Consider the following 20,622-nt stretch of genomic DNA (forward strand, 5'->3'; position numbering starts at 1 on the left):
TTGAATCCTGAATGAGGAAGGGGCGCCGCGCGAACCGCGTCAAACGACGTAAGCGCCCTTCGCGTGCAGTTCCGCTTCCGTGCGCTCGAGCGCGGCGATCGCATCGCCGCCTTCGAGCGCCAGCAACTGCGCGACCAGCGCTTCGGCCATCGCATGCGCGGCGACCAGCGACGGGAAGAACGACGGGCTGTCGTGCGTGAAGATCAGTTGCGCATCCGCGTGCAGTGCGATCGGCGACACCGCGCTGTCGGTGATCGCGACGATCCGGCTGCCCTGCGCCTTCGCGGCCTGCGCGACGCGCGTCGCTTCCTGCGAATACGGCGCGAAGCTGACGACGATGGTCACGCTCTGCTTCGCGATCGTGCGCAGCTCCATCTCGAGCGAACCGGCGACGCCATTGAGCAGCGACACGGTCGGACGGAACAGCCGGTAGCCGTACACGAAGCCGAACGCGACCGGATAGCACGAGCGAAACCCTGCGACGTGCACGTGCGACGCCTTGCGGATCAGTTTCGCGGCATCGGCGAGCGCGTGCTCGTTCTGCGCGGCGGTGGCCGACAGGTTGTGTTGTTGCGCGGCGAGCAGGTCGTGCGCGAGCGACGCTCTCGCGTCGGGCCGCACGAGCGAGCGCGCCCGCTGCGTGAGCGGCTCGGGGCGCGTGCGCACGCGTGCCACGCACAGATCGCGCAGCTCGTTCCAGCCGGGGAAACCGAATTGCTGCGCGAGCCGCACGAGCGATGCGGGCTGCACCTGCGCGCGCTGGGCGACCTTGCGCATCGACGAGGTGGCGACTTCGTCGGGGTGATCGAGCAGGAAGGCAGCGCCCGCCTGGAATTGCGGGCTCAGCTCGGAAAATTGCGCCCGGATCCGGGACGCGAGTTCGTCGAAATTGGCGGCCATCTTGGTGGGAACGGGAACCGGTCGTCCATGGTATCACCGGCCCCGCGCGCACCGGTCAGCGCAGCACTTCGATGTGATCGGCGTCGACCTTCACGCGGCCCGACCATTTGCGCTCGAATTCGCCGGTCACCTTCACTTCGTTCTTGTCGCTGACGGGCTGGCCGGCCGCCCACAGCTTGTGGTCGATCTCGACGCGGATCGTGCCGGTCGCATCGGCGAATTCGTAATCCTCGCCGCCGACATGCTTGACGATGCGGCCCTGCAACTGCACGTGCTGGTCGTCCTTGCCGTTCGCGAGCAGTTCCTTCACGGTGGTCGTGGTCAGCGCGGAGGGCCCCGTGTATTGCGCGTAGACGGCGGCAGGCAGCGTGGCGAGCGCGACCGTCAGGATTCTGGCCAGGTGTTTCATGATCTCGTTCCTCTTCTTCGATGGGATGCCGCGCTCCGTTGAACGCGACGGCCCAGATTACGGACCGTAAGATTAAGCAAGCCTGAAGGTCGTGCCGAAGTGACACGGTGCCGCACCAGACACGTACGAAAGCCCGCCGCGCGCCGCCCGCATTTAAGGTCCGCCTAAGACGGGGGCGCTTATCATGGGAACCCCGGGTGCCACGGCGCCCCGTTGAAGAGACACCAATTCATGCGCGTATTGCTCGTCGAGGACGATCCGCTGATCGGCAGCGGGCTCGAACAGGGCCTCAAACAGGAAGGCTTCGCGGTCGACTGGGTGAAGGACGGCGACGCCGCGTCGCTCGCGCTGCGCGCGACCGGCTACGGCCTGCTGCTGCTCGATCTCGGGCTGCCGAACCGCGACGGCCTGTCGGTGCTCGCCGCGCTGCGCCGCCGCGACGAAACCCTCCCCGCGATCATCATCACCGCGCGCGACGGCGTGCCCGACCGCATCGCGGGTCTCGACAGCGGCGCCGACGACTATCTCGTCAAGCCGTTCGAGCTCGACGAATTGCTCGCCCGGATCCGCGCCGTGAACCGCCGACATGCGGGCCGCGCGCAGACGACCCTCGTGATCGGCCCGCTGCGGCTCGACCCCGTCAAGCACCTCGTCTGGCTCAACGACGACGAAGTGCCGCTGTCGCCGAAGGAGTTCGTGCTGCTGCACGAGCTGATGCGCGACCCGGGCGCGGTGATTTCGCGCGAGCAGTTCGAGGAGCGCCTGTACAGCTGGGGCGAGGAAATCGAGAGCAACGCCGTGCAGGTGCATATCCACAACCTGCGCAAGAAGCTCGGCCACGACACGATCCGCACGGTGCGCGGCGTCGGCTACCGGATCGGTGACGGCGCATGACGCACATGCAACGGGCGATCGCGCGCTGGCGCAACGCGTCGCTGCGGCGGCGCCTGCTGACGTGGCTGCTGCCGGCCGCATGCGTGATCGGCCTCGTCGCGAGCGCGGGCACCTACTGGGGCGCACTGCGCGAGCTCGACGACCTGCTCGACGACCAGATGCGCAGCATGTCGAAGCAGATCGTCGTCGGCCCGAACGGCGAGCTGTCGTTCAGCAACCATGCCAACGGCAAGCACGGCTTCGAAGCGAGCGACCCCGACGCCGTGCTGCTGCAGGTCTGGCGCAACGGCACGCTCGTGTATTCGACCGACCGCGATTCGAAACTGCCGCCGCCCGAGCAGAAAGGCATCGCGAGCGTCGACGTCGGCGGCCAGCCGTGGCGCACCTATGTCACCGAGCGCGGCGGCACGACGATCCGGCTCGCGCAGGCACGTCATGCACGATGGGAAGCGATCGCGGGCATCGCCGTACACCTGCTGTGGCCCGTGTTCTCGATGCTGCCGCTGCTCGCGATCGGCCTGTGGTTCGGCATCGGCGCGGGGTTGCGGCCGCTGCGCACGATCGCATCCGGCCTCAAACGCAGGAATGCGAACAATCTGGAACCGGTCGACGTCGGCGCGATGCCGAACGAAGTCCGACCGCTCGCCGAAGCGATCAACGACCTGCTCGCACGCCTCGACCGCTCGTTCACGCTGCAGCGCCACTTCATCGCCGATGCCGCGCACGAGTTGCGCACCCCGATCATGGGGCTGTCGATCCAGTCGCAGTTGCTGCGGCGCGCGGCGACCGCCGAAGAGCGCGAGCACATCCTCGCGCAGATCCATGCAGGCACGACACGCCTCGGCCACCTTGCCGAGCAGTTGCTGACGCTCGCGCGCCTCGAACCCGATGCGCAGGCGGCCGCCTCCGCGTCGGCCCCCGTCGATCTCGCCGCGCTGTGCCGGTCGGTGGTATCGGATCGCACGCGCGTCGCCGACGCGCACCGGATCGATCTCGGCGCGATCGTGTCGACACCGGTGATGACGTCGGGCAACGCGGACACGTTGCGCGTACTGCTGAACAACCTCGTCGACAACGCGATCCGCTACGCGGGCGACGGTGCGCGCGTCGATGTGTCCGCGCGGATCGACGGCACGACGCCCGTGCTCGAAGTCGCCGACGACGGCCCCGGGATCCCGGAAGCCGAGCGCACCGACGTGTGGGAACGCTTCTATCGCGGTGAAGGCGCACAGGCCGTCACGTCGTCGGGCAGCGGGCTCGGGTTGTCGATCGTCAAGCGGATCGCCGAGCAGCATCGCGCGACGGTCGCGCTCAGCACGACGCACGGCGGACGCGGGCTGACCGTCACGGTGCGCTTTCCGCTGCCGGCCTGACGCCGCGCGACGCACGGCTTTTCCACAGATTGTGTTGGCAAGCTTGTGGACAACCTTCCATTAACGACACCAAGCCCTTGATCCGAAAGGGTTTGCCAGTCGTGCGCGGCAAATGCGCCCGGCCGGGTCAGCTACGCACCCGCCTCAGTTGTCGTCAACGATTCGCTCGATCCGCAGGCCGGTCGAGGTTTCGAGGATGCTGGCGTGATGCTCGACACGGCAATACAGTCGCCCCTTCGGATAGTCGTCCGGCCTGGGGCGCGTGCGATCCTCGACATGAACGACGACGGTGCCTCCGTTCGGATTCGCACCGACTCGCTCGCCCATGTAATAGAGCTGGCCGTTCAACTGGTAATAGCCGTGCCCGAGATACCAGAACGAGTCCTTCTCCGTCGCGATCGGCTGGTTGCCGAGGTAGATCGCGTTGCCCTTTCTGACGATCGGATAGAACAGCAAGCCGATTTGCGGCTCGATGACGGTGTAGTGATTGGCACGGATGTCGTCGAGCACCTTGTCGCGAATTTGTTCGCTCAGGTAGGCGCGCTCGCCGAAATACTCGGTGTGACGGTAGGCCGGCTGACAGGCATGCGCACTCGTGCCGCATACCGCCGCCATCAACGGCACGGCGATCGATTTCCAGCTCGTTCTCACTGATTTCTCTCCAGGTTCTTTATTGTTGGCCTGCCATCCGGCGCGGCAAATGTTACCGGTGCCGGATCGCATCGCCAGTTTACCTACCCGGCCTCGCTCCGTGACGGTCAATCGCCAAATTGACAACCAGTTGTCCAATACGTAAAGTAGTTGTCAATTCATCCTGCGTATCGAACATGACGAAATCCGCGAAGTTGACCACCGTCGCGCTGTCCGTATTCCGGTTGAACGGCCTGCTGATCGAATGGGGCAACACCTTTGCCGGGCCGCATGGCCTGACCAGTGCGCGCTGGCAGGTGCTGGGCGCCATCTCGCTGGCGCCGGAAGCCCCGAACATCCCGCAGATCGCCGACGCGATGGGCATCACGCGGCAGGCGGTGCTGAAGCAGATCAACGTGCTGACCGACGAAGGGCTGGTTGAGTCGCTACCCAATCCGGCACACAAGCGTTCCCCTTTGTACGCGCTGACGCCACGCGGCGAGGCGGCCTATCAGGCCGTGGTCGGGCAGTGGCAACAGCATGTCCGCGACATCGCCGGCGATTTCAGTTCGGCTGACCTGGATGCGGCGATCCGCGTGCTGTCGGCGATGTCCCGTGCGCATGGCGCCGATACATCGACGTGAACGTTCAATCACCCCGCTCACCCAAAGGAGTTCGCATGCCTCATTTCAAACCGATGGATCCGGCCTTTCCGATCCAGCAACAGATCGCCATCGACGCTGAGCCGGTCGTCCTCGTCAACGTGTTCACGCTGGCCGCCGCCGACGAAGCGGACTTTCTCGCCGCGTGGAAGGACGACGCCGAATTCATGAAGCGGCAGCCGGGATTCATCTCGACCCAGTTGCATCGCGCGCTCGGCGACAGTCCAACTTACCTGAACTACGCGATCTGGGAATCGACCGAAGCATTTCGCGCGGCCTTCACGCATCCCGAGTTCGTCGCCAAGCTGTCGGCCTATCCGTCGTCCGCCGTCGCGAGCCCGCACCTGTTCCAGAAAGTCGGCGTGGCCGGTATCTGCACCGCGTGAGTGCACGCGGGAATCGGGGCAACGCGTGGCATTGGCGGGCGTGTCGCGCGTCGCTCGCGCACCCGGACTTCTCCACAGAAAATGTTGGCAAGCTTGTGGATATCCTGCGCACCGCAACGCTAAGCCCTTGATCCGACGGACTTTGGCACGCGTGATGCAGACGAGGCCCGGTGACGGCCATCGCCTACACCGCTTCGCCGCACTTCGCATCACGACGCCACGACGATGCGCGCCGCAGTCGGCGCACACGTGCCCGCCATGCGCGGCGCCACTTACCCACAGATTTTGTTGGCAAGCTTGTGGATATCCTGCGCAAGCCTGCGCTAACCCGTTGATCGCACGACGTTTCATGCACGGCGTCACGGTTGCGGCACCCTACGGCCCCGGCCTGCGCGCAAGCGCACGATCCCGCGCGACAGCAGCGCCTCACCGTCACCTTGACGCTCGCGCACGCCACGCGTCAAGATCACGCGAGCCGCAAGCGGCCGCGCATCGCCGGCTTCGCGCGACGGCTCAACGGGCCGGCCGTTCCGCCGGCGCCGCACCACGACACCTCACTCCGAGGAAGACCATGGAACACTTCACCGCGTGGCAGCTGGTCGTCTCACTCGTGCTGGTCGCCGTCGTCATCTATCCGTACGTCCGCATCGTTCGGCGCACCGGGCATTCGGGCTGGTGGATCCTGACGATGTTCGTCCCGGTCCTGAACTTCATCATGTTGTGGGTGTTCGCGTTCGCGCGCTGGCCCACCGTCGACGATCGGCAGCCCTGACTGTCGCCACCGCGGCCGCATGGCTTGTCCACAGATTTTGTTGGCAAGCATGTGGATAGCCTGCGCATACCGCGACCAAGCGCTTGATCCGAAAGACTTTGTCCGCGCCGCTTCAAATGCGGCACGCGGCCGGGAAAGTGCCGCCCGCACGCCCATTCGCCGCATGACCGAGCGCCATCCGTGCGTGCGGACCGGCTTGTCCACAGATTGTGTTGGCAAGCGTGTAGATAGCCTGCGCATACCAACGCCAAGCGCTTGATCCATAAGACTTTGTCCGTGCCGCCTCAAATGCGGCACGGCGGCCCGCGCCACGCCGGATGCGGCCGCGCGCGGGCTTGTCCACAATTTTTGTTGGCAAGCATGTGGATATCCTGAGCATGCGTGACCTAAGTCGTTGATCGCACAACGTTTGATCACGCGGGTCACGGTTGCGGCACGGCATGCACGCGGATCGCGTCACGCACGTCGTGCCGCCCGCCTCAACCGAATGCCCGGACCACGATGCGTGCGACCGACGCGATCACGTCGTCCTTCGCGCGCGCATCGGCACGCGCCTGCGTGTAGTACACGGCCAGCGCGACCGGCGCACCCGACGGCGACCACATGACACCCGCGTCGTTGGTCGTCCCGTAGTCGCCGGTGCCCGTCTTGTCGCCGACCGTCCACCCGGCCGGCACGCCCGCACGGAGCCGCTTGTCGCCGACCTTGTTGCCGCGCATCCACGCGACGAGCTGCGCACGCTGCGCGGCCGGCAGCGCCTCGCCGACCATCAGCACGCGCATGCTCGCGGCCATCGCGGCCGGCGTCGTCGTGTCGCGCGGGTCGCCCGGCAGCGCGGTATTCAGTTCGGTCTCCCATCGATCGAGCCTGAACGTGTCGTCGCCGATCGAGCGCGCATAGGCCGTCACCGCCGACGGGCCGCCGAGCAGCTTCATCAGCAGGTTCGCGGCCGAGTTGTCGCTGTACTGGATCGTGGCCTCGCACAGCGCGGCGACCGTCATGCCGTCGTCGACATGCTTGCCCGACACCGGCGAATAGTTGACGAGGTCGGCCTTGGTGTATCTCACGCGCTTTTGCAGCAACGCCGGTCGATCGACGCTCTGCGCCAGCACTGCCGCGCTCAGCATCGCCTTGAACGTGCTGCAGAACGGGAAGCGCTCGTTCTGGCGATGCTCCACGCGCCGGCCGCTCGCGATGTCGATCGCGCACACGCCGAGGCGGCCGCCCGCGCTGCGTTCGAGCTCGGCCAGCGCATCGAACGTCTCGGCATCGCGCGAGGCTGCCGTGGCTGCCCCGACCGCGGCGGCGGCGTCGCTCGACGACGGGTCCGGTGCAGCAGTCTGCCGCGACGCGCACGCGGCGACGGTCAATGCAAGCGGCGCCGTCGCAGCAGCCAGCAACAGGGTTCGACGTTTCGATGAGTAGGTCATGTCGGTTGTCTCGTGGTGGAATGTGAGCGAAAGGGTGTTGAACGCGGCCGGCCGGCGAGACAGCACTATCAGGACTTTACGGTTGCCTGACAAGCAACGATAATTGAGCGCTGACAAAAGAAATTCTTATGACGAAGCTCCGCCCTCATCTTCCGCTCAATGCGCTGCGCGCGTTCGAATCGTCGGCGCGCCACCTGAACTTCACCCGCGCCGGCCTGGAGCTGAGCGTGACCCAGGCCGCGGTCAGCCAGCAGGTGCGCTCGCTGGAGGAGCGGCTCGGCTGCACGCTGTTCACACGGCTGCCGCGCGGCCTCGGGCTCACCGACGAGGGGCGCGCGCTGCTGCCGGTGCTCAGCGACGCGTTCAGCCGCATCGAGACCGTGCTCAAGCAGTTCGACGGCGGGCGCTTCCACGAGGTGCTGACACTCGGCGTCGTCGGCACGTTTGCCCTAGGCTGGCTAATGCCGCGCTTGAAGCAGTTCGGCGACACGCATCCGTTCGTCGAGCTGCGGATGCGGACCAACAACAACGTCGTCGACCTGGCCGCAGAGGGCCTCGACTTCGCGATCCGCTTCGGGGAAGGCAACTGGCCGACCACGCGCAACGAGCGCCTGCTCGACGCGCCGCTCACCGCGCTGTGCGCGCCGGACATCGCGCGACGCCTCGCGCAACCGGCCGATCTCGCGAACGAAACGCTGCTGCGCTCGTACCGCACCGACGAATGGCACGGCTGGTTCGATGCCGCGCAGCTTGCGCCGTGGGCGGTCAACGGGCCCGTGTTCGATTCGTCGCGGCTGATGGTCGAGGCCGCGATGCAGGGCGCGGGCGTCGCGCTCGCACCGGCGTGCATGTTCGCGCGCGAACTGCAGCTCGGCCTGCTCGTGCGGCCGCTCGACATCGACGTGCGCGCCGGCGGCTACTGGCTCACTTCGTTGAAGTCGAAACCGCTCACGCCGGCAATGACGCTCTTTCGCGACTGGATCGTGGGCGAGGCGGCCGCGACGGCGCAGGCCGAATGACGCGGCCCGGCTTGTCCACAGAAAGTGTTGGCAAGGATGTGGATATCCTGGGTACCCGGGGCCTAAGCCCTTGATCGCGCACGAATTAGCGTGCCGACGCAGACATCGGGCAGCCTCTGTTCACGGGCGTCGCGAGCCGGCCCCGGGCAGGCCGATCCTCAACTGTCACGACGCAATCGATTGCGAGTTGTCCACAGAATTTGTTGGCAAGCCTGTGGATATCCTTCCAATGCGGCGCGTAACATCCTGATACAAAAGGGGATTCAATACGCGGACCTTGCGAGGTCAACCCTGTGGCAGCGCCGGCGCTTTCGCACGGCCCGCGCCGCACCCTGGCTCGGGGCCGGACGGTTCTCCACAGATTGTGTTGGCAAGCTTGTGGATATCCTGCGCACCGGCCACCTAACTCCTTGAGCGCACGGGGTTTTGTGCTTCGTCTACAGAATCGGGCAGCCCCGGCGCGGCCCGAGCGGCAAGCGCCGGGGCCGGGGCCATCCCGGCATCAATGCCGGTCGAGCCCGCCGCGCAATTCGCTCGCCTTGTCGCGCAGCGCCTCGTAACCCGAGCGCGCATGCTCGGGCAGGTCGGGATCGCCGATCAGCGCACCGAGCGTTTCGATCAGGCTGAACAGGATGCCCTTCGCCGCGCCGACCGCGATGCTCTGCGATTCGATCGACTTGTGCAGGTGGTCGACCGCCGCTTCCAGATTCTCGAGCTTGTGTTCGTTGTCGTCGGGCCGGTTGTCGGTCGTCATCGTCTACCTCCGCCATCGTTCAAGGGTCATGTCACGATTCTATGCCGCTGCACGCGAACGTGGCGCGACATCGCGCAACGTTCGCGCAGCGCCGCGCTACAACACCGCGACCACCTTCACGCGGCCCGGCTGTTCCGCCGACGCGACGACCTGGCCGTCGACACGGCGGAACGTGAGCGACACGGTTTCGTCACCGACGCGTAACGCATCGATCCGCAGCCAGTCGACGCCTTCCGGCAGCGTCGGGCGCTCGACGCGCACCTCGTGGCGCGATGCGTCGATGCTCACGCCGAGGCAGGCCTGCAGCATCATGAACGGCGCACCGGCCGCCCACGCCTGCGGCAGGCAGGCCACCGGATACGCGGTCGGCGGTTCACCACGCCGGCGCGGGAACCCGCAGAACAGTTCAGGCAGGCGCATCTCGAAGCTCACCGCCGCCTCGAACAGCGCGCGCAGCAGGTTCACCGCGGCGGTCTTGTCACCGTAGCGCGCCAGCCCGCGCGCGATCAGTGCATTGTCGTGCGGCCACACCGAGCCGTTGTGATACGCCATCGGGTTGAAGCGCGGCTGGCCGGCCGCGAGCGTGCGGATGCCCCAACCCGTCTGGAACAGCGCCGAGCCGAGCACGCCGGCGACCGCCGCGCCGCGCTCGGCGTCGGGCAGCCCGAATGCGAGCAGGTGGCCCGCGTTCGACGCGAACACGCGACACAGGTCGCCATGACCATCGAGCGCGATACCGTAGAAATCGCCTTCCGGCATCCAGAACAGCGCGTCGACCTGCTCGCGCAGCGTCTTCGCGCGCAACGCATAGCGCGTGGCATCGGCCGCGTGGCCGCGCCGGTGCGAGCACATCGACATCGCATCGAGCGCCGCGCACGCATACGCCTGCACCTCGACGAGCGCGATCGGCCCGTCCGGGAAACGGCCGTCCGCGTGGAACACCGAATCGTGGCTGTCTTTCCAGCCCTGGTTCGCGAGGCCGCGCTCCGACGTGCGCTGGTAATCGAGCAGTCCGTAAGGATTGCGGTCGCACTTGTCGATCACCCATTGCGCGGCGCGCTCGAGCGCGGGCCACAGCTCGTCGATCAGCGCATCGTCGCCGGTGCGTTCGACATAGGCGCCCGCGAGCACGATGAACAGCGGCGTCGTATCGACCCCGCCGTAGTACAGCGCGAACGGCACCTCGCCCGTCGCGGCCATCTCGCTGCGGCGGAACTCGTGCATGATCTTGCCGGGCTCCGCGTCGCGGAATGCGGAAGTTTCGCGCGCCTGGTGCTCGGCCAGGAACCGCAGCACGCCGCGCGCGAGCGACGGCTGCAGCCACAGCATCTGCAGCGACGTGATCACCGCGTCGCGGCCGAACGGCGTCGAGAACCACGGAATGCCCGCGTACGGGTACGGCCCCGTGTCGAGCTGCGTCGTGAGCAGCCCGAGATCCGCGAGCGAGCGGTCGAGCCACGCATCGAACAGCGGATTGCCGGTGTTCACGCGCGCCATCGATTCGCGCCGCGCGCGCATCTCGCGGTGCACGCCGACGAGCGCGGTGCGCAGCGCGACGCGGCCGCATCCCGGCCCTTCCGCATGCACCGGGCCGAGCGTCGCGTCGACGGTCAGGTAGATCGACACGCAGGCCTGCGCGGCGATCGTCAGCGTGTAATCGGCACGATCGACCGACAGCGCATCGGGCGCCGGCGAGAAATGCACAGTCACGTTGCGCTCGACGCTGTCGAGGCCGTCATAGCGCAGCCGCACCGCGCCCGCGTCGACGCGCGGCGCCGCCACGGCGCCGCGCTTCGGGCGCTGCGTGCCGCGCACCTCGAACATGTCCTTGAAATCGGCTGCGAACGACAGCGACAGCGGCACCTCGGCTTCGATCGCGCCGTAGTTCGTCAGCGTCAGCGCTTCGTAAAGCACGTCGCCCGCGAGCACGCGCATCCGCTCGATGTGGATCACGCCCTCGGGCGTCTCGTGGCCCCCGAGCGGCGGCAGCGGACGGTTCGTCAGGTGGGCGGTGAACGACGCGTTGTCGGCGCTCGTCGCGCCCGACAGCAGCGACGGCGCGCGGCCGCCGAAGGTCAGGCGCCACGTCGACAGCACGCGCATGTCGTCGACGAACAGGCCGTCGTCGTGACCGCCGATGTCGCCGAGCGCGTCGCTGACCACGAACGCGTCGCCGGATTTCAGCACGTACTGGTTGTTGCGCGCCAGTGCCTGCGGATCGGCTTCGGGCGCGATGAAAGCGGGGCCCGTCGGTGAGATCGGGGCAACAGGCGCGACTTGCGGCGCCTGGGTCGTCGTGGCTTCAGCGTGATTCGGCATCGATGCTCCTGTGTCGGGTCCGCAACGCGCGGCGCGTCGCGTGTTTCGCACAGGATAGGACAGAACGGGGAACGTGCGCAGCGAGGAAAAAGCCGCGACGCCGTGCGACGTTGCCGTCGCCGCAGGGCGTCGCGTTCAGGCACATCAGTAGTCGTTCAGAACTTCCACAGGATGTTGCCGAGTATCGCGTTGTCGCGCACGCCGCTGCCATACTGGCCGCTGTACGTGAGGCCGAGTGTCAGGCGCTTCGTGATGTTCGCGTCGATGCCGGCCTCGAGCACGGCGCTGTCGCGAGCAATCGGCACGCCCGATACCTGGAACGACGTGCCGCCGTTCGCGAACGTGAACGCCGACGACGGCGTCACGTTGCCGAACGCATGCCGCCAGCCGACCGTCCCGCGCGCGGTGAACGTGCCGCTCGCGATCGAGCCGAGCTGCGACGCCGCGCGCACGCCGAGGGTCGAGAAGCCGACGTGCGTCGTCTCGCCGCCGGCGCGCAGCGCGGCCGCGCCACCGGTTTCCGTATAGCCGTCGGTATGCAGGTTCACATACGCGAGGCCCGCGAACGGTTCGATCGCCACGGGCCCGACCGGCAGCGCGTAGCCGACTTCGCCGAATACCTGCGCCGAATTCGCGTCGTAGCCGGCCGAATCGTGATCGGAGAAGCCCGCGAAGCCCGGCGAACGGTCGCTGTTGATGCGGTACCACGTGTACGACGCGCCGCCGCGCACGCCGAGCGCGCCGTACTGCGCGCCGCCGTACAGCGACAGGTAGTAGCTGTTCACCGACGCCGACGAACTCTGGTCGTTGTCGAGCGAGCTGTGCGTGACGCCTGCGGCCAGGCCCGCACGCCACTTGTCGTTGAGCGCCATGTCGGCACCGGCGATGAAGCCCGTCATGCTGCGGTTGACCGTCGACGCGTTGCCGTCGCCGGTGAGCCGGCTGCGGCCGCCGAACGCCTGCCCCCAGACGACCGGCTGGTAAGGCGTGCCGCCGTAGCAGCCGTCGCGCGAGCCGATCCGGCGTTCCGGCGGCAGCGTCGGGTCGACCGCGCCGGCCGTGTTGTCACCGCACAAGGCCGCGCCACCCGACGACAGCGCCGCGAGCGGGCCCGATCCCGGCGCGAGGCCCTGGCGGACACGATCCGTCACCGCGTCGCGCACATAGCGGCTGTCGAGCAGCAGCATGCTCTTCAGGCTCGCCTGCAGTTCGCCGTCGAGCAGCCCGTAGGCGCGGCGTGCGGTCGTCGCATCGGTCGTCACCACGGCGTCGTACAGCGGATTGCCGGCGCCGAGCCCGCCGAGCGCGGCCGCGACCGAGCGCTGGTTCGGCGTCGTCGCGACATCGGGAAACGCGGTACCGTTCGAGACCAGCCGCAGGTACACGTGATCCGGATCGTAGCTGAGCGTCGGCGCGAGGAACGCGTAGTTCGCATTCACCTGGCTGAACGTGCCCTGCACGCCCGACCCTGCGGAGAGGATCGTATAGGTCGTGCTCGGCTGGTAGCCGCTCTGGTTCGCGAGCACCTGCACGGTGCCGCCGTTCAGCGTCGCCGTGCCGCTTGCCGCGAGACTGCCGCTTTGCTGCGGCGAGGCCGCGACCTGGAACGTCGAGCCCGGCTGGAACGTGACGTTGCCGCCCACGTTCAGCGCCGCGCCCGGCTGCGACGCGGCCGCCGTCGCGCCACCCTGCACCACGAGGCCGCCGATCGTGCCGGTGCCCGTGACCGTCGCACCGTTCTGCACGGTCACGGTCGACTGGCCGAGCGACCCGTTGACGGCAAGCGTGCCCGCGCTGACCGTGGTCGGGCCGCTCAGCGTGCTGGTGCCCGTCAACGTCAGTTGCCCGCTGCCGGCCTGCGTGAGCGAACCCGCACCGGACAGTACGCTTGCGATCGTCACGTCGCCGGATTGATTGACGATCAGCGCGCCGTTGTCGACGACATTGCCGGCGATGCTGCCCGACGTGCCGCCGTTGCCCAGTTGCAGCGCGCCACCGGCCGCGATCGTGGTGTCGCCCGTGTACGTGTTCGCGCCCGTCAGCGTCTGGATGCCGGTGCCGGCGATCGTCACGCCGCCCGTGCCGCCGATCGTCCCGCCGAACGTGCCGTTGCCGCTCCCGTTCAACGTCAGCGCATTGGCGCCGAGATTGACGCTCGCGCCGGCCGCGCCGTTCAACGTGCCGATCGTCTGCGCGCCTGTCGCGCCGCTCGCATCGAACGTCGCACCCGCGCCCGCGAGGTTCACCGCGCCGGTCGACGCGAGGCTGCCGCCCGCGCCGAGCGCCAGCGTGCTGCCGCCGTTGATCGTCGTGCCGCCCGTGTAGGTGTTCGCGCCCGTCAGCGTCTGCGTGCCGGTGCCGGCGAACGTCACGCCGCCCGTGCCGCCGATCACGCCGCCGAACGTGCCGTTGCCGGTGCCGTTCAGCGTGAGCGCATTCGTGCCGAGGTTCACGTTCGTGCCGGCGCCGCCGCTCAACGCACCGATCGTCTGCGCGCCCGTCGCGCCGCTCACGTTGAACGTCGCCCCCGTGCCGGCGAGATTCACCGCGCTGCCCGACGCGAGACTGCCGCCTGCGCCGAGTGCCAGCGTGCTGCCGCCGTTGATGGTCGTGCCGCCCGTGTACGTATTGGCGCCCGTCAGCGTCTGCGTGCCGGTACCCGCGAACGTCACGCCGCCGGTGCCGCCGATCACGCCGCCGAACGTGTTGTTGCCGGCGCCGTTCAGCGTGAGCGCATTCGTGCCGAGGTTCACGTTCGTGCCGGTGCCGCCGGACAGCGTGCCGAGCGTCTGCGGTCCCGATGCGCCGCTCAGGTTGAACGTCGCCCCCGTGCCGGCCAGATTCACCGCACTGCCCGATGCGAGGCTGCCGCCCGCGCCAAGCGCCAGCGTGCTGCCGCCGTTGATGGTCGTGCCGCCCGTGTAGGTGTTCGCGCCCGTCAGCGTCTGCGTGCCGGCGCCCGCGAACGTCACGCCGCCCGTGCCGCCGATCGTGCCGCCGAACGTCCCGCCGCTTCCGTTCAACGTCAGTGCGTTGCCGCCGAGGTTCACGTTCGTGCCGCCCGCGCCGTTCAACGCGCCGAGTGTCTGCGCGCCTGTCGCGCCGCTCACGTCGAACGTCGCACCCGAGCCGGCCAGATTCACCGTGCTGCCCGATGCGAGGCTGCCGCCCGCACTCAACGCCAACGTGCTGCCGCCGTTGATCGTCGTACCGCCCGTGTAGGTATTCGCGCCCGTCAGCGTCTGCGTGCCGGCGCCCGCGAACGTCACGCTACCGGTGCCGCCGATCGTGCCGCCGAACGTGTTGTTGCCGCTGCCGTTCAGCGTGAGCCCATTCGCGCCGAGATTCACGTTCGTGCCTGCGCCGCCGGACAGCGTGCCGAGCGTCTGCGAGCCCGATGCGCCGCTCAGGTTGAACGTCGCACCCGTGCCGGCCAGATTCACCGCACTGCCCGACGCGAGGCTGCCGCCCGCGCCCAGCGCCAACGTGCTGCCACCGTTGATCGTCGTGCCGCCCGTGTACGTATTGGCGCCCGTCAGCGTCTGCGTGCCGGTACCCGCGAACGTCACGCTACCGGTGCCGCCGATCACGCCGCCGAACGTGCCGTTGGTGCTGCCGTTCAACGTGAGCGCATTCGCACCCAGGTTCACGTTCGTGCCGCCGATGCCGCTCAGCGTGCCGAGTATCTGCGGGCCCGATGCGCCGCTCAGGTTGAACGTCGCGCCCGTGCCGGCGAGATTCACCGCGCTGCCCGACGCGAGGCTGCCGCCCGCGCCCAGCGCCAACGTGCTGCCGGCGTCGATCGTCGTGCCGCCCGTGTACGTGTTCGCCCCCGTCAGCGTCTGCGTGCCCGTGCCCGCGAACGTCACGCCCCCGGTGCCGCCGATCGCACCACCGAACGTGCCGCTGGCGGTCCCGCTCAACGTCAGCCCGTTCGCGCCGAGGTCCACGTTCGTATTGGCCGCGCCGTTCAACGCGCCGATCGTCTGCGAGCCCGATGCGCCGCTCAGGTTGAACGTCGCACCCGCGCCCGCGAGATTCACCGCGCTGCCCGACGCGAGACTGCCACCCGCACCGAGCGCCAGCGTGCTGCCGCCATTGATGGTCGTGCCGCCCGTATACGTATTCGCGCCCGTCAGCGTCTGCGTGCCGGTACCCGCGAACGTCACGCCACCCGTACCGCCGATCACGCCGCCGAACGTGCCGTTGGTGCTGCCGTTCAGCGTCAGCGCATTCGCGCCCAGGTTCACGCTCGTGCCGTCGATACCGCTCAGCGTGCCGAGTATCTGCGGGCCCGATGCGCCGCTCAGGTTGAACGTCGCGCCCGTGCCGGCCAGGTTCACTGCGCTACCCGACGCGAGGCTGCCGCCCGCGCCCAGCGCGAGCGTGCTGCCGGCGTCGATCGTCGTGCCGCCTGTATACGTATTTGCACCCGTCAGCGTCTGCGTACCGGTGCCCGCGAACGTCACGCCGCCCGTACCGCCGATCGCGCCGCCGAACGTACCGCTGGCGGTGCCGCTCAGCGTCAGCCCGTTCGCGCCCAGATCCACATTCGTATTGGCCGCGCCGTTCAACGCGCCGATCGTCTGCGGGCCCGATGCGCCGCTCAGATTGAACGTCGCGCCCGCGCCGGCGAGATTCACCGCACCCGTTGCAGCCAGGCTGCCGCCCGCCCCGAGCGCCAGCGTGCCGCCGGCGCCGACCGTCGTGCCGCCCGTGTACGTGTTCGCCCCCGTCAGCGTTTGCGTGCCCGTGCCCGCGAACGTCACGCCACCGGTGCCGCCGATTGCACCGCCGAACGTGTTGTTGCCGTTGCCGCTCAACGTCAGCGCATTCGCGCCGAGATTCACGTTCGTGCCGGCCACCCCGGTCAGCGCGCCGAGCGTCTGCGCACCCGAAGCACCACCGAGGTCGAACGTCGCGCCCGTGCCGGCGAGGTTCACGGTGCCGGTCGACGCGAGACTGCCGCCCGCGCCGAGCGCCAGCGTGCTGCCGCCGTTGATCGTCGTGCCGCCCGTATACGTGTTCGTGCCGGACAGCGTTTGCGTGCCCGTGCCGGCCACGGTCAGGCCGCCGGTGCCGCCGATCGTGCCGCCGAAATTGCCGCTGGCGGTCCCGCTCACCGTCAGGCCGTTCGCGCCGAGGCTCACGGCCGAACCGGCGACGCCGCTCAGTGCGCCGATCGTCTGTGCGCCCGTCGCGCCGCTCAGGTCGAGTGTCGCGCCCACGCCGGCCACGTTCACCGCGCCTGTCGCCGCCAGGCTGCCGCCGGCACCGAGCGCCAGCGTGCCCGCGTTGATCGTCGTGCCGCCCGTGTAGTTGGCCGCGCTCGTCAGCGTCGTCGTCGCCGCGCCGTTCTTCACGAGGGCACCCGCGCCGGTGATGCCGCCGTTCAACGTGAGCGCGTTGCTGCCGCCGAGCGTCAGCGTCGCGCCGGTGCCGAGATCGACCGCGTTGTTGACCGACAGGCTCGCGCTCGTGTCGAGCGTCGCCGCGCCGCCGACGTTCAGCGCGCCGCCGCCGAGCGCTCCGTTGTTGCCGAGCACCAGGCCGCCGCTATTCAGGTTCGTGCCGCCCGTATAGACGTTCGCGCCGTTCAGCGTCTGCGTGCCGGTACCGGCCAGCGTCAGGCTGCCCGTCCCGCCGATCACGCCGCCGAAGGTGCCGCTGGCGGTCCCGCCCAGCGTCAGCCCGTTGCCGCCCATGTTGACGGTCGTCCCCGCGACACCCGACAGCGCGCCGATCGTCTGGGCACTGGTCGCCGCGCCCAGGTCGAGCGCCGCGCCCGCGCCTGCCAGGTTCACCGCGCCCGTCGCCGCCAGGCTGCCGCCCGCGCCCACCGCCAGCGTGCCCGCGTTGATCGTCGTGCCGCCCGTGTAGGTGTTCGCGCCCGTGAGTGTCGTGGTCGCCGGGCCGTTCTTCACGAGACCGCCCGCGCCGGAAATGCCGCCACTCAGTGCGAGCGCATTGCTGCCACCGAGCGTCAGCGACGAACCGTTGCCAAGATTGACCGCGTTGGCGACCGACAGGCTCGCGTTCGTGTCGAGCGTCGCCGTGCCTGCGACGTTGAGCGCCCCCGTGCCGAGCGCCGCATTGTTGCCGAGCACCACGCTGCTGCCGCCGCTCAGGTTCGTGCCGCCCGAGTAGGTGCTCGCGCCGTTCAGCGTCTGCGTGCCGCTGCCCGCCAGCGTCAGGCTGCCGGTGCCGCCGATCGCGCCGCTGAAGGTGCCGCTGGCGGTTCCGCCCAGCGTCAGCGCGTTACCGCCCAGCGCGACGTTCGTCCCGGCGACACCGGACAGCGCACCGATCGACTGTGCACCGGTCGCGGCGCTCACGTCGAGCGTCGCACCCGCGCCGGCCAGGTTCATCGCGCCGGTCGCCGCGAGGCTGCCGCCCCCGCTGATCGCCAGCGTGCCCGCGTTGATCGTCGTGCCGCCCGTGTAGGTGTTCGCGGCCGTCAACGTCGTCGTTGCCGCGCCGTCCTTCACGAGACCGCCCGCGCCGGCGATGCCGCCGTTCAGCGTGAGGGCATTGCTGCCGCCCAGTGTCAGCGTCGAACCGGTGTTGAGGTTGACTGCGTTGTTGACCGACAGGTTCGTGTTCGTATCGAGCGTCGCCGCGCCGCCGACGGTCAGCGCGCCCGTGCCGAGCGCCGCATTGTTGCCGAGCACCAGGCCGCCTGCGTTCAGGGTCGTGCCGCCGGCGTAGTTGTTCGCACCGGACAGCGTCACCGTCGCCGCGCCGTTCTTCACGAGACCGCCGCCACCCGACACCGTGCCGTTCAGGCCGAGATTCGTGCTGCCGCCGAGTGTCAGCGTCGTGCCGGTGGCGATGTTGACACCGTTCGCGAGCGACACGTTGGTGGTCGCGTCGAGCGTCGACGAGCCGTTCACGTTCACCGCGCCGAGGCCGAGCGCCGTATTGCTGCCGACGACGAGGTTGCCGCCGTTCAGGTTCGTCCCGCCCGTGTACACGTTGGTGCCGGTCAACGCCTGCGTGCCCGTACCCGTGAGCGTGACACCGCCCGAGCCGCCGATCGTACCCGCGTACGTCGCATTGCCGTTGCCGTTCAACGTCAGCGAATTGCCGCCGAGGTTCACGTTGGTGCCCGCCGCGCCCGCCAGCGCGCCGACCGTCTGCGTGCCCGATGCGCCGCTCAGGTCGAACGTCGCGCCCGCGCCACTCAGGTTCACCGTACCGCTCGCCGCGAGGCTGCCGCCCGCGCCCAGCGCGAGCGTACCGCTGTTGATCGTCGTGCCGCCCGTGTAGGTGTTCGCGCCCGTCAGCGTCGTGGTCGCCGCACCGTTCTTCACGAGGCCGCCGTTGCCGTTGATGCTGCCGGCCAGCCCGAGATTGTTGCTGCCGCCGACCGTCAGCGTCGTGCCCGTGGCGAGATTGACGGTGTTGTTGAGCGTCGCGTTCGTACTCGAGTCGAGTGTGGCCGAGCCGTTGACGTTCAGTGCACCGGTGCCGAGCGCCGAATTATTGCCGACCACGAGACCGCCCGCGTTCAGGTTCGTGCCGCCCGTGTAGTTGTTCGCGCCGGACAGCGCCAGCGTGCCGCTGTCGTTCTTCGTCAGCGCGCCGCCGCCCGATACCGTGCCCGACAGCGTGAGCCCGGTCGAACCTTGCACCGTCAGGCCGCCCGCGCCGAGGCTCACATTGTTGCTGACGTTGAGCCCGACCGCACCCGCCTGCAGCGCACCGCCGGTGGCCGTGATGGTGCCGGTGCCGAGCGACGCGTTGTTGTTGATGATCGCCACGCCGCCCGCGAGCGTCGCGTCCTGCGCGGTCGACGCGCCGTTGATCGTCCAGTTGCCGCTCTGGACATCGACGTGATTGAAGTTGATGTAGTTGTTGACCGCGATCGTGCCGTTCGCGCCCGCCCCCTGTTGCAGCTTGAGCGTGTTGTCACCGCCCGCGCCGCCGTCGACCGTGCCCGTCGCCGCGACACCGAGCGTGATCGGGCCGACCGTGATGTTCAGTGCGCCCCCGGTGCCGCCCGCCGTGTTGACCGACGAGCCCGTCACGGCGGTGAACGCGTTCGTGCTGTTCGCGCCCATCGACACGCTGCCGTTGATCGTGCCCGAGTTGACGAACGTATTGCCCGCCCCGGGCGTGCCGTTCGACCCGAGCGACACGCGGCCGGTGATCGTCCCGCTGTTCATCATGTTGACCGTGGCGCCGCCGTATGCGGCGACCACGGGCGCATCCGCGCCGGTGAGGGTCGCGCCGACCAGCGGGTTCGAGCCGATCGTGCCGGTGTTGTTGATCGTCGACGTGCCGCCCGTGCCGTTCTGGACCGACAGCGCCATGCCCGTCACGCCGCTGATCGCAACGCCGGTCGAGCCGTTCATCGTGCCGTTGTTGATGACGGTGGTGCCGGCGCTCGCCGCCGCGTTGCCGATCACCGTGCCGCTCGACAGCACGCCGAGGCCGGAGCCGAGCGCCGACGGGTCGATCGTGCCGTTGTTGGTCAGCTGGGTATTGTTGCCCGTGAGCGACATCGCGGTGCCACCGACGCCGAGCAGCACGCCGACGCTCGCTCCAGGGTTGACGGTCGCGTGGATATTGTTCGCGCTGTTCGAATAGCTCGGCGCAAGCGGATTGGCGACGCCGGAGCAGGTCACCGTCGTGCCCGCCGTGCTACAGGTCGCATAGGCGGGCACGATACCGGCGCCGGACAGCGCCAGGAAAACACCCGTCGGCAACAGCAATTTCGGAAACGGTTCGCCGGATTTTTTCGAACGCGCAAGATTCATGCTTTCCCTCGTTATGTTTTTGGAATTGGCATTACCGTGAAATCGAACAGCCGGCCGCAGAAAATTGCGGACAAAAGCGTGCCCCCCGGCTGTCGCGATGCGACGTCGGCTAATTCATGGACGAATCTTTTATTGGCCCTGACAGGCAGGCGTGAAACTAGTCGAATGACATGTCGGTGGCCCCTGTTTTGTCTGCAGCGATTTTCTGGTTGATTTGATTACCGCCCTGCTTTTTGTCAGACAAGGCTATATCAAAAAAACAGGCTTTTCCAGTCGATCTTTTACCCTTTCATTTCGGGGGTGCAGTGAGCG

Annotated in this window: 13 protein-coding genes; 6 read left to right on the forward strand and 7 right to left on the reverse strand. The window is 68.5% G+C overall.

Features of this window, described 5'->3' with window-relative positions; genetic code table 11:
- Window positions 1-39: 39 nt before the first annotated feature.
- Both CFB50_RS29400 and CFB50_RS29405 read right to left on the reverse strand, forming a co-directional pair.
- The gene (locus tag CFB50_RS29400; RefSeq protein WP_069252186.1) at window positions 40-900 is read right to left on the reverse strand and encodes a MurR/RpiR family transcriptional regulator; all 861 of its coding nucleotides are present in this window, start codon (window positions 898-900) and stop codon (window positions 40-42) included.
- A gap of 55 nt (window positions 901-955) precedes the next feature.
- Complete coding sequence (locus tag CFB50_RS29405) at window positions 956-1,309, reverse strand: YgiW/YdeI family stress tolerance OB fold protein (RefSeq protein WP_069252187.1); 354 nt, start codon at window positions 1,307-1,309, stop codon at window positions 956-958.
- A 231-nt stretch (window positions 1,310-1,540) separates the two neighbouring features.
- On the opposite strand from CFB50_RS29405, the gene CFB50_RS29410 reads away from it, so the two are divergent.
- Window positions 1,541-2,203, forward strand: coding sequence for a response regulator (locus CFB50_RS29410; RefSeq protein ID WP_069252188.1), 663 nt, complete (start codon window positions 1,541-1,543; stop codon window positions 2,201-2,203).
- Window positions 2,200-3,576, forward strand: coding sequence for an ATP-binding protein (locus CFB50_RS29415; RefSeq protein WP_069252189.1), 1,377 nt, complete (start codon window positions 2,200-2,202; stop codon window positions 3,574-3,576). Before CFB50_RS29410 ends, CFB50_RS29415 begins: the two co-directional genes overlap by 4 nt.
- 144 nt (window positions 3,577-3,720) lie before the next feature.
- Here the strand turns inward: CFB50_RS29415 and CFB50_RS29420 are convergent, their stop codons facing one another.
- On the reverse strand, window positions 3,721-4,227 hold the full coding sequence (locus CFB50_RS29420) for a hypothetical protein (protein WP_144020706.1): 507 nt from the start codon (window positions 4,225-4,227) through the stop codon (window positions 3,721-3,723).
- Window positions 4,228-4,403: 176 nt separating this feature from the next.
- On the opposite strand from CFB50_RS29420, the gene CFB50_RS29425 reads away from it, so the two are divergent.
- From CFB50_RS29425 to CFB50_RS29435, 3 genes are all read left to right on the forward strand, one after another.
- Window positions 4,404-4,850 carry a MarR family winged helix-turn-helix transcriptional regulator gene (locus CFB50_RS29425; RefSeq protein WP_069252191.1) on the forward strand — a complete coding sequence of 149 codons (447 nt, stop codon included), beginning with the start codon at window positions 4,404-4,406 and terminating at the stop codon, window positions 4,848-4,850.
- 35 nt (window positions 4,851-4,885) lie between these two features.
- Entirely contained in the window at window positions 4,886-5,254 is a 369-nt protein-coding gene (locus CFB50_RS29430) for an antibiotic biosynthesis monooxygenase family protein (protein ID WP_069252192.1), read from the forward strand.
- Between the two features lie 571 nt (window positions 5,255-5,825).
- Window positions 5,826-6,026 (forward strand): membrane protein, encoded by a 201-nt coding sequence (locus CFB50_RS29435; protein ID WP_046548390.1) that lies wholly within the window; start codon window positions 5,826-5,828, stop codon window positions 6,024-6,026.
- A gap of 479 nt (window positions 6,027-6,505) precedes the next feature.
- On the opposite strand, the gene blaPEN-bcc is transcribed toward CFB50_RS29435, so the two are convergent.
- Entirely contained in the window at window positions 6,506-7,456 is a 951-nt protein-coding gene (gene blaPEN-bcc / locus CFB50_RS29440) for a PEN family class A beta-lactamase, Bcc-type (protein WP_069252193.1), read from the reverse strand.
- Window positions 7,457-7,584: 128 nt separating this feature from the next.
- Here blaPEN-bcc and penR point away from each other — a divergent pair, with 128 nt between their 5' ends.
- Entirely contained in the window at window positions 7,585-8,475 is an 891-nt protein-coding gene (gene penR, locus CFB50_RS29445; protein ID WP_069252194.1) for a beta-lactamase transcriptional regulator PenR, read from the forward strand.
- 502 nt (window positions 8,476-8,977) lie between these two features.
- On the opposite strand, the gene CFB50_RS29450 is transcribed toward penR, so the two are convergent.
- From CFB50_RS29450 to CFB50_RS29460, 3 genes are all read right to left on the reverse strand, one after another.
- A complete protein-coding gene (locus CFB50_RS29450) occupies window positions 8,978-9,229 on the reverse strand; it encodes a hypothetical protein (protein WP_069252195.1) in 252 nt (83 codons plus the stop codon).
- A 96-nt stretch (window positions 9,230-9,325) separates the two neighbouring features.
- A complete protein-coding gene (locus CFB50_RS29455; protein WP_069252196.1) occupies window positions 9,326-11,548 on the reverse strand; it encodes an amylo-alpha-1,6-glucosidase in 2,223 nt (740 codons plus the stop codon).
- 155 nt (window positions 11,549-11,703) lie between these two features.
- On the reverse strand, window positions 11,704-20,310 hold the full coding sequence (locus tag CFB50_RS29460; RefSeq protein WP_089448128.1) for an autotransporter-associated beta strand repeat-containing protein: 8,607 nt from the start codon (window positions 20,308-20,310) through the stop codon (window positions 11,704-11,706).
- Window positions 20,311-20,622 lie beyond the last annotated feature (312 nt).

It is taken from the genome of Burkholderia sp. AU33423, assembly GCF_002223135.1.
In the GTDB taxonomy this organism is placed as follows: domain Bacteria; phylum Pseudomonadota; class Gammaproteobacteria; order Burkholderiales; family Burkholderiaceae; genus Burkholderia; species Burkholderia lata_D.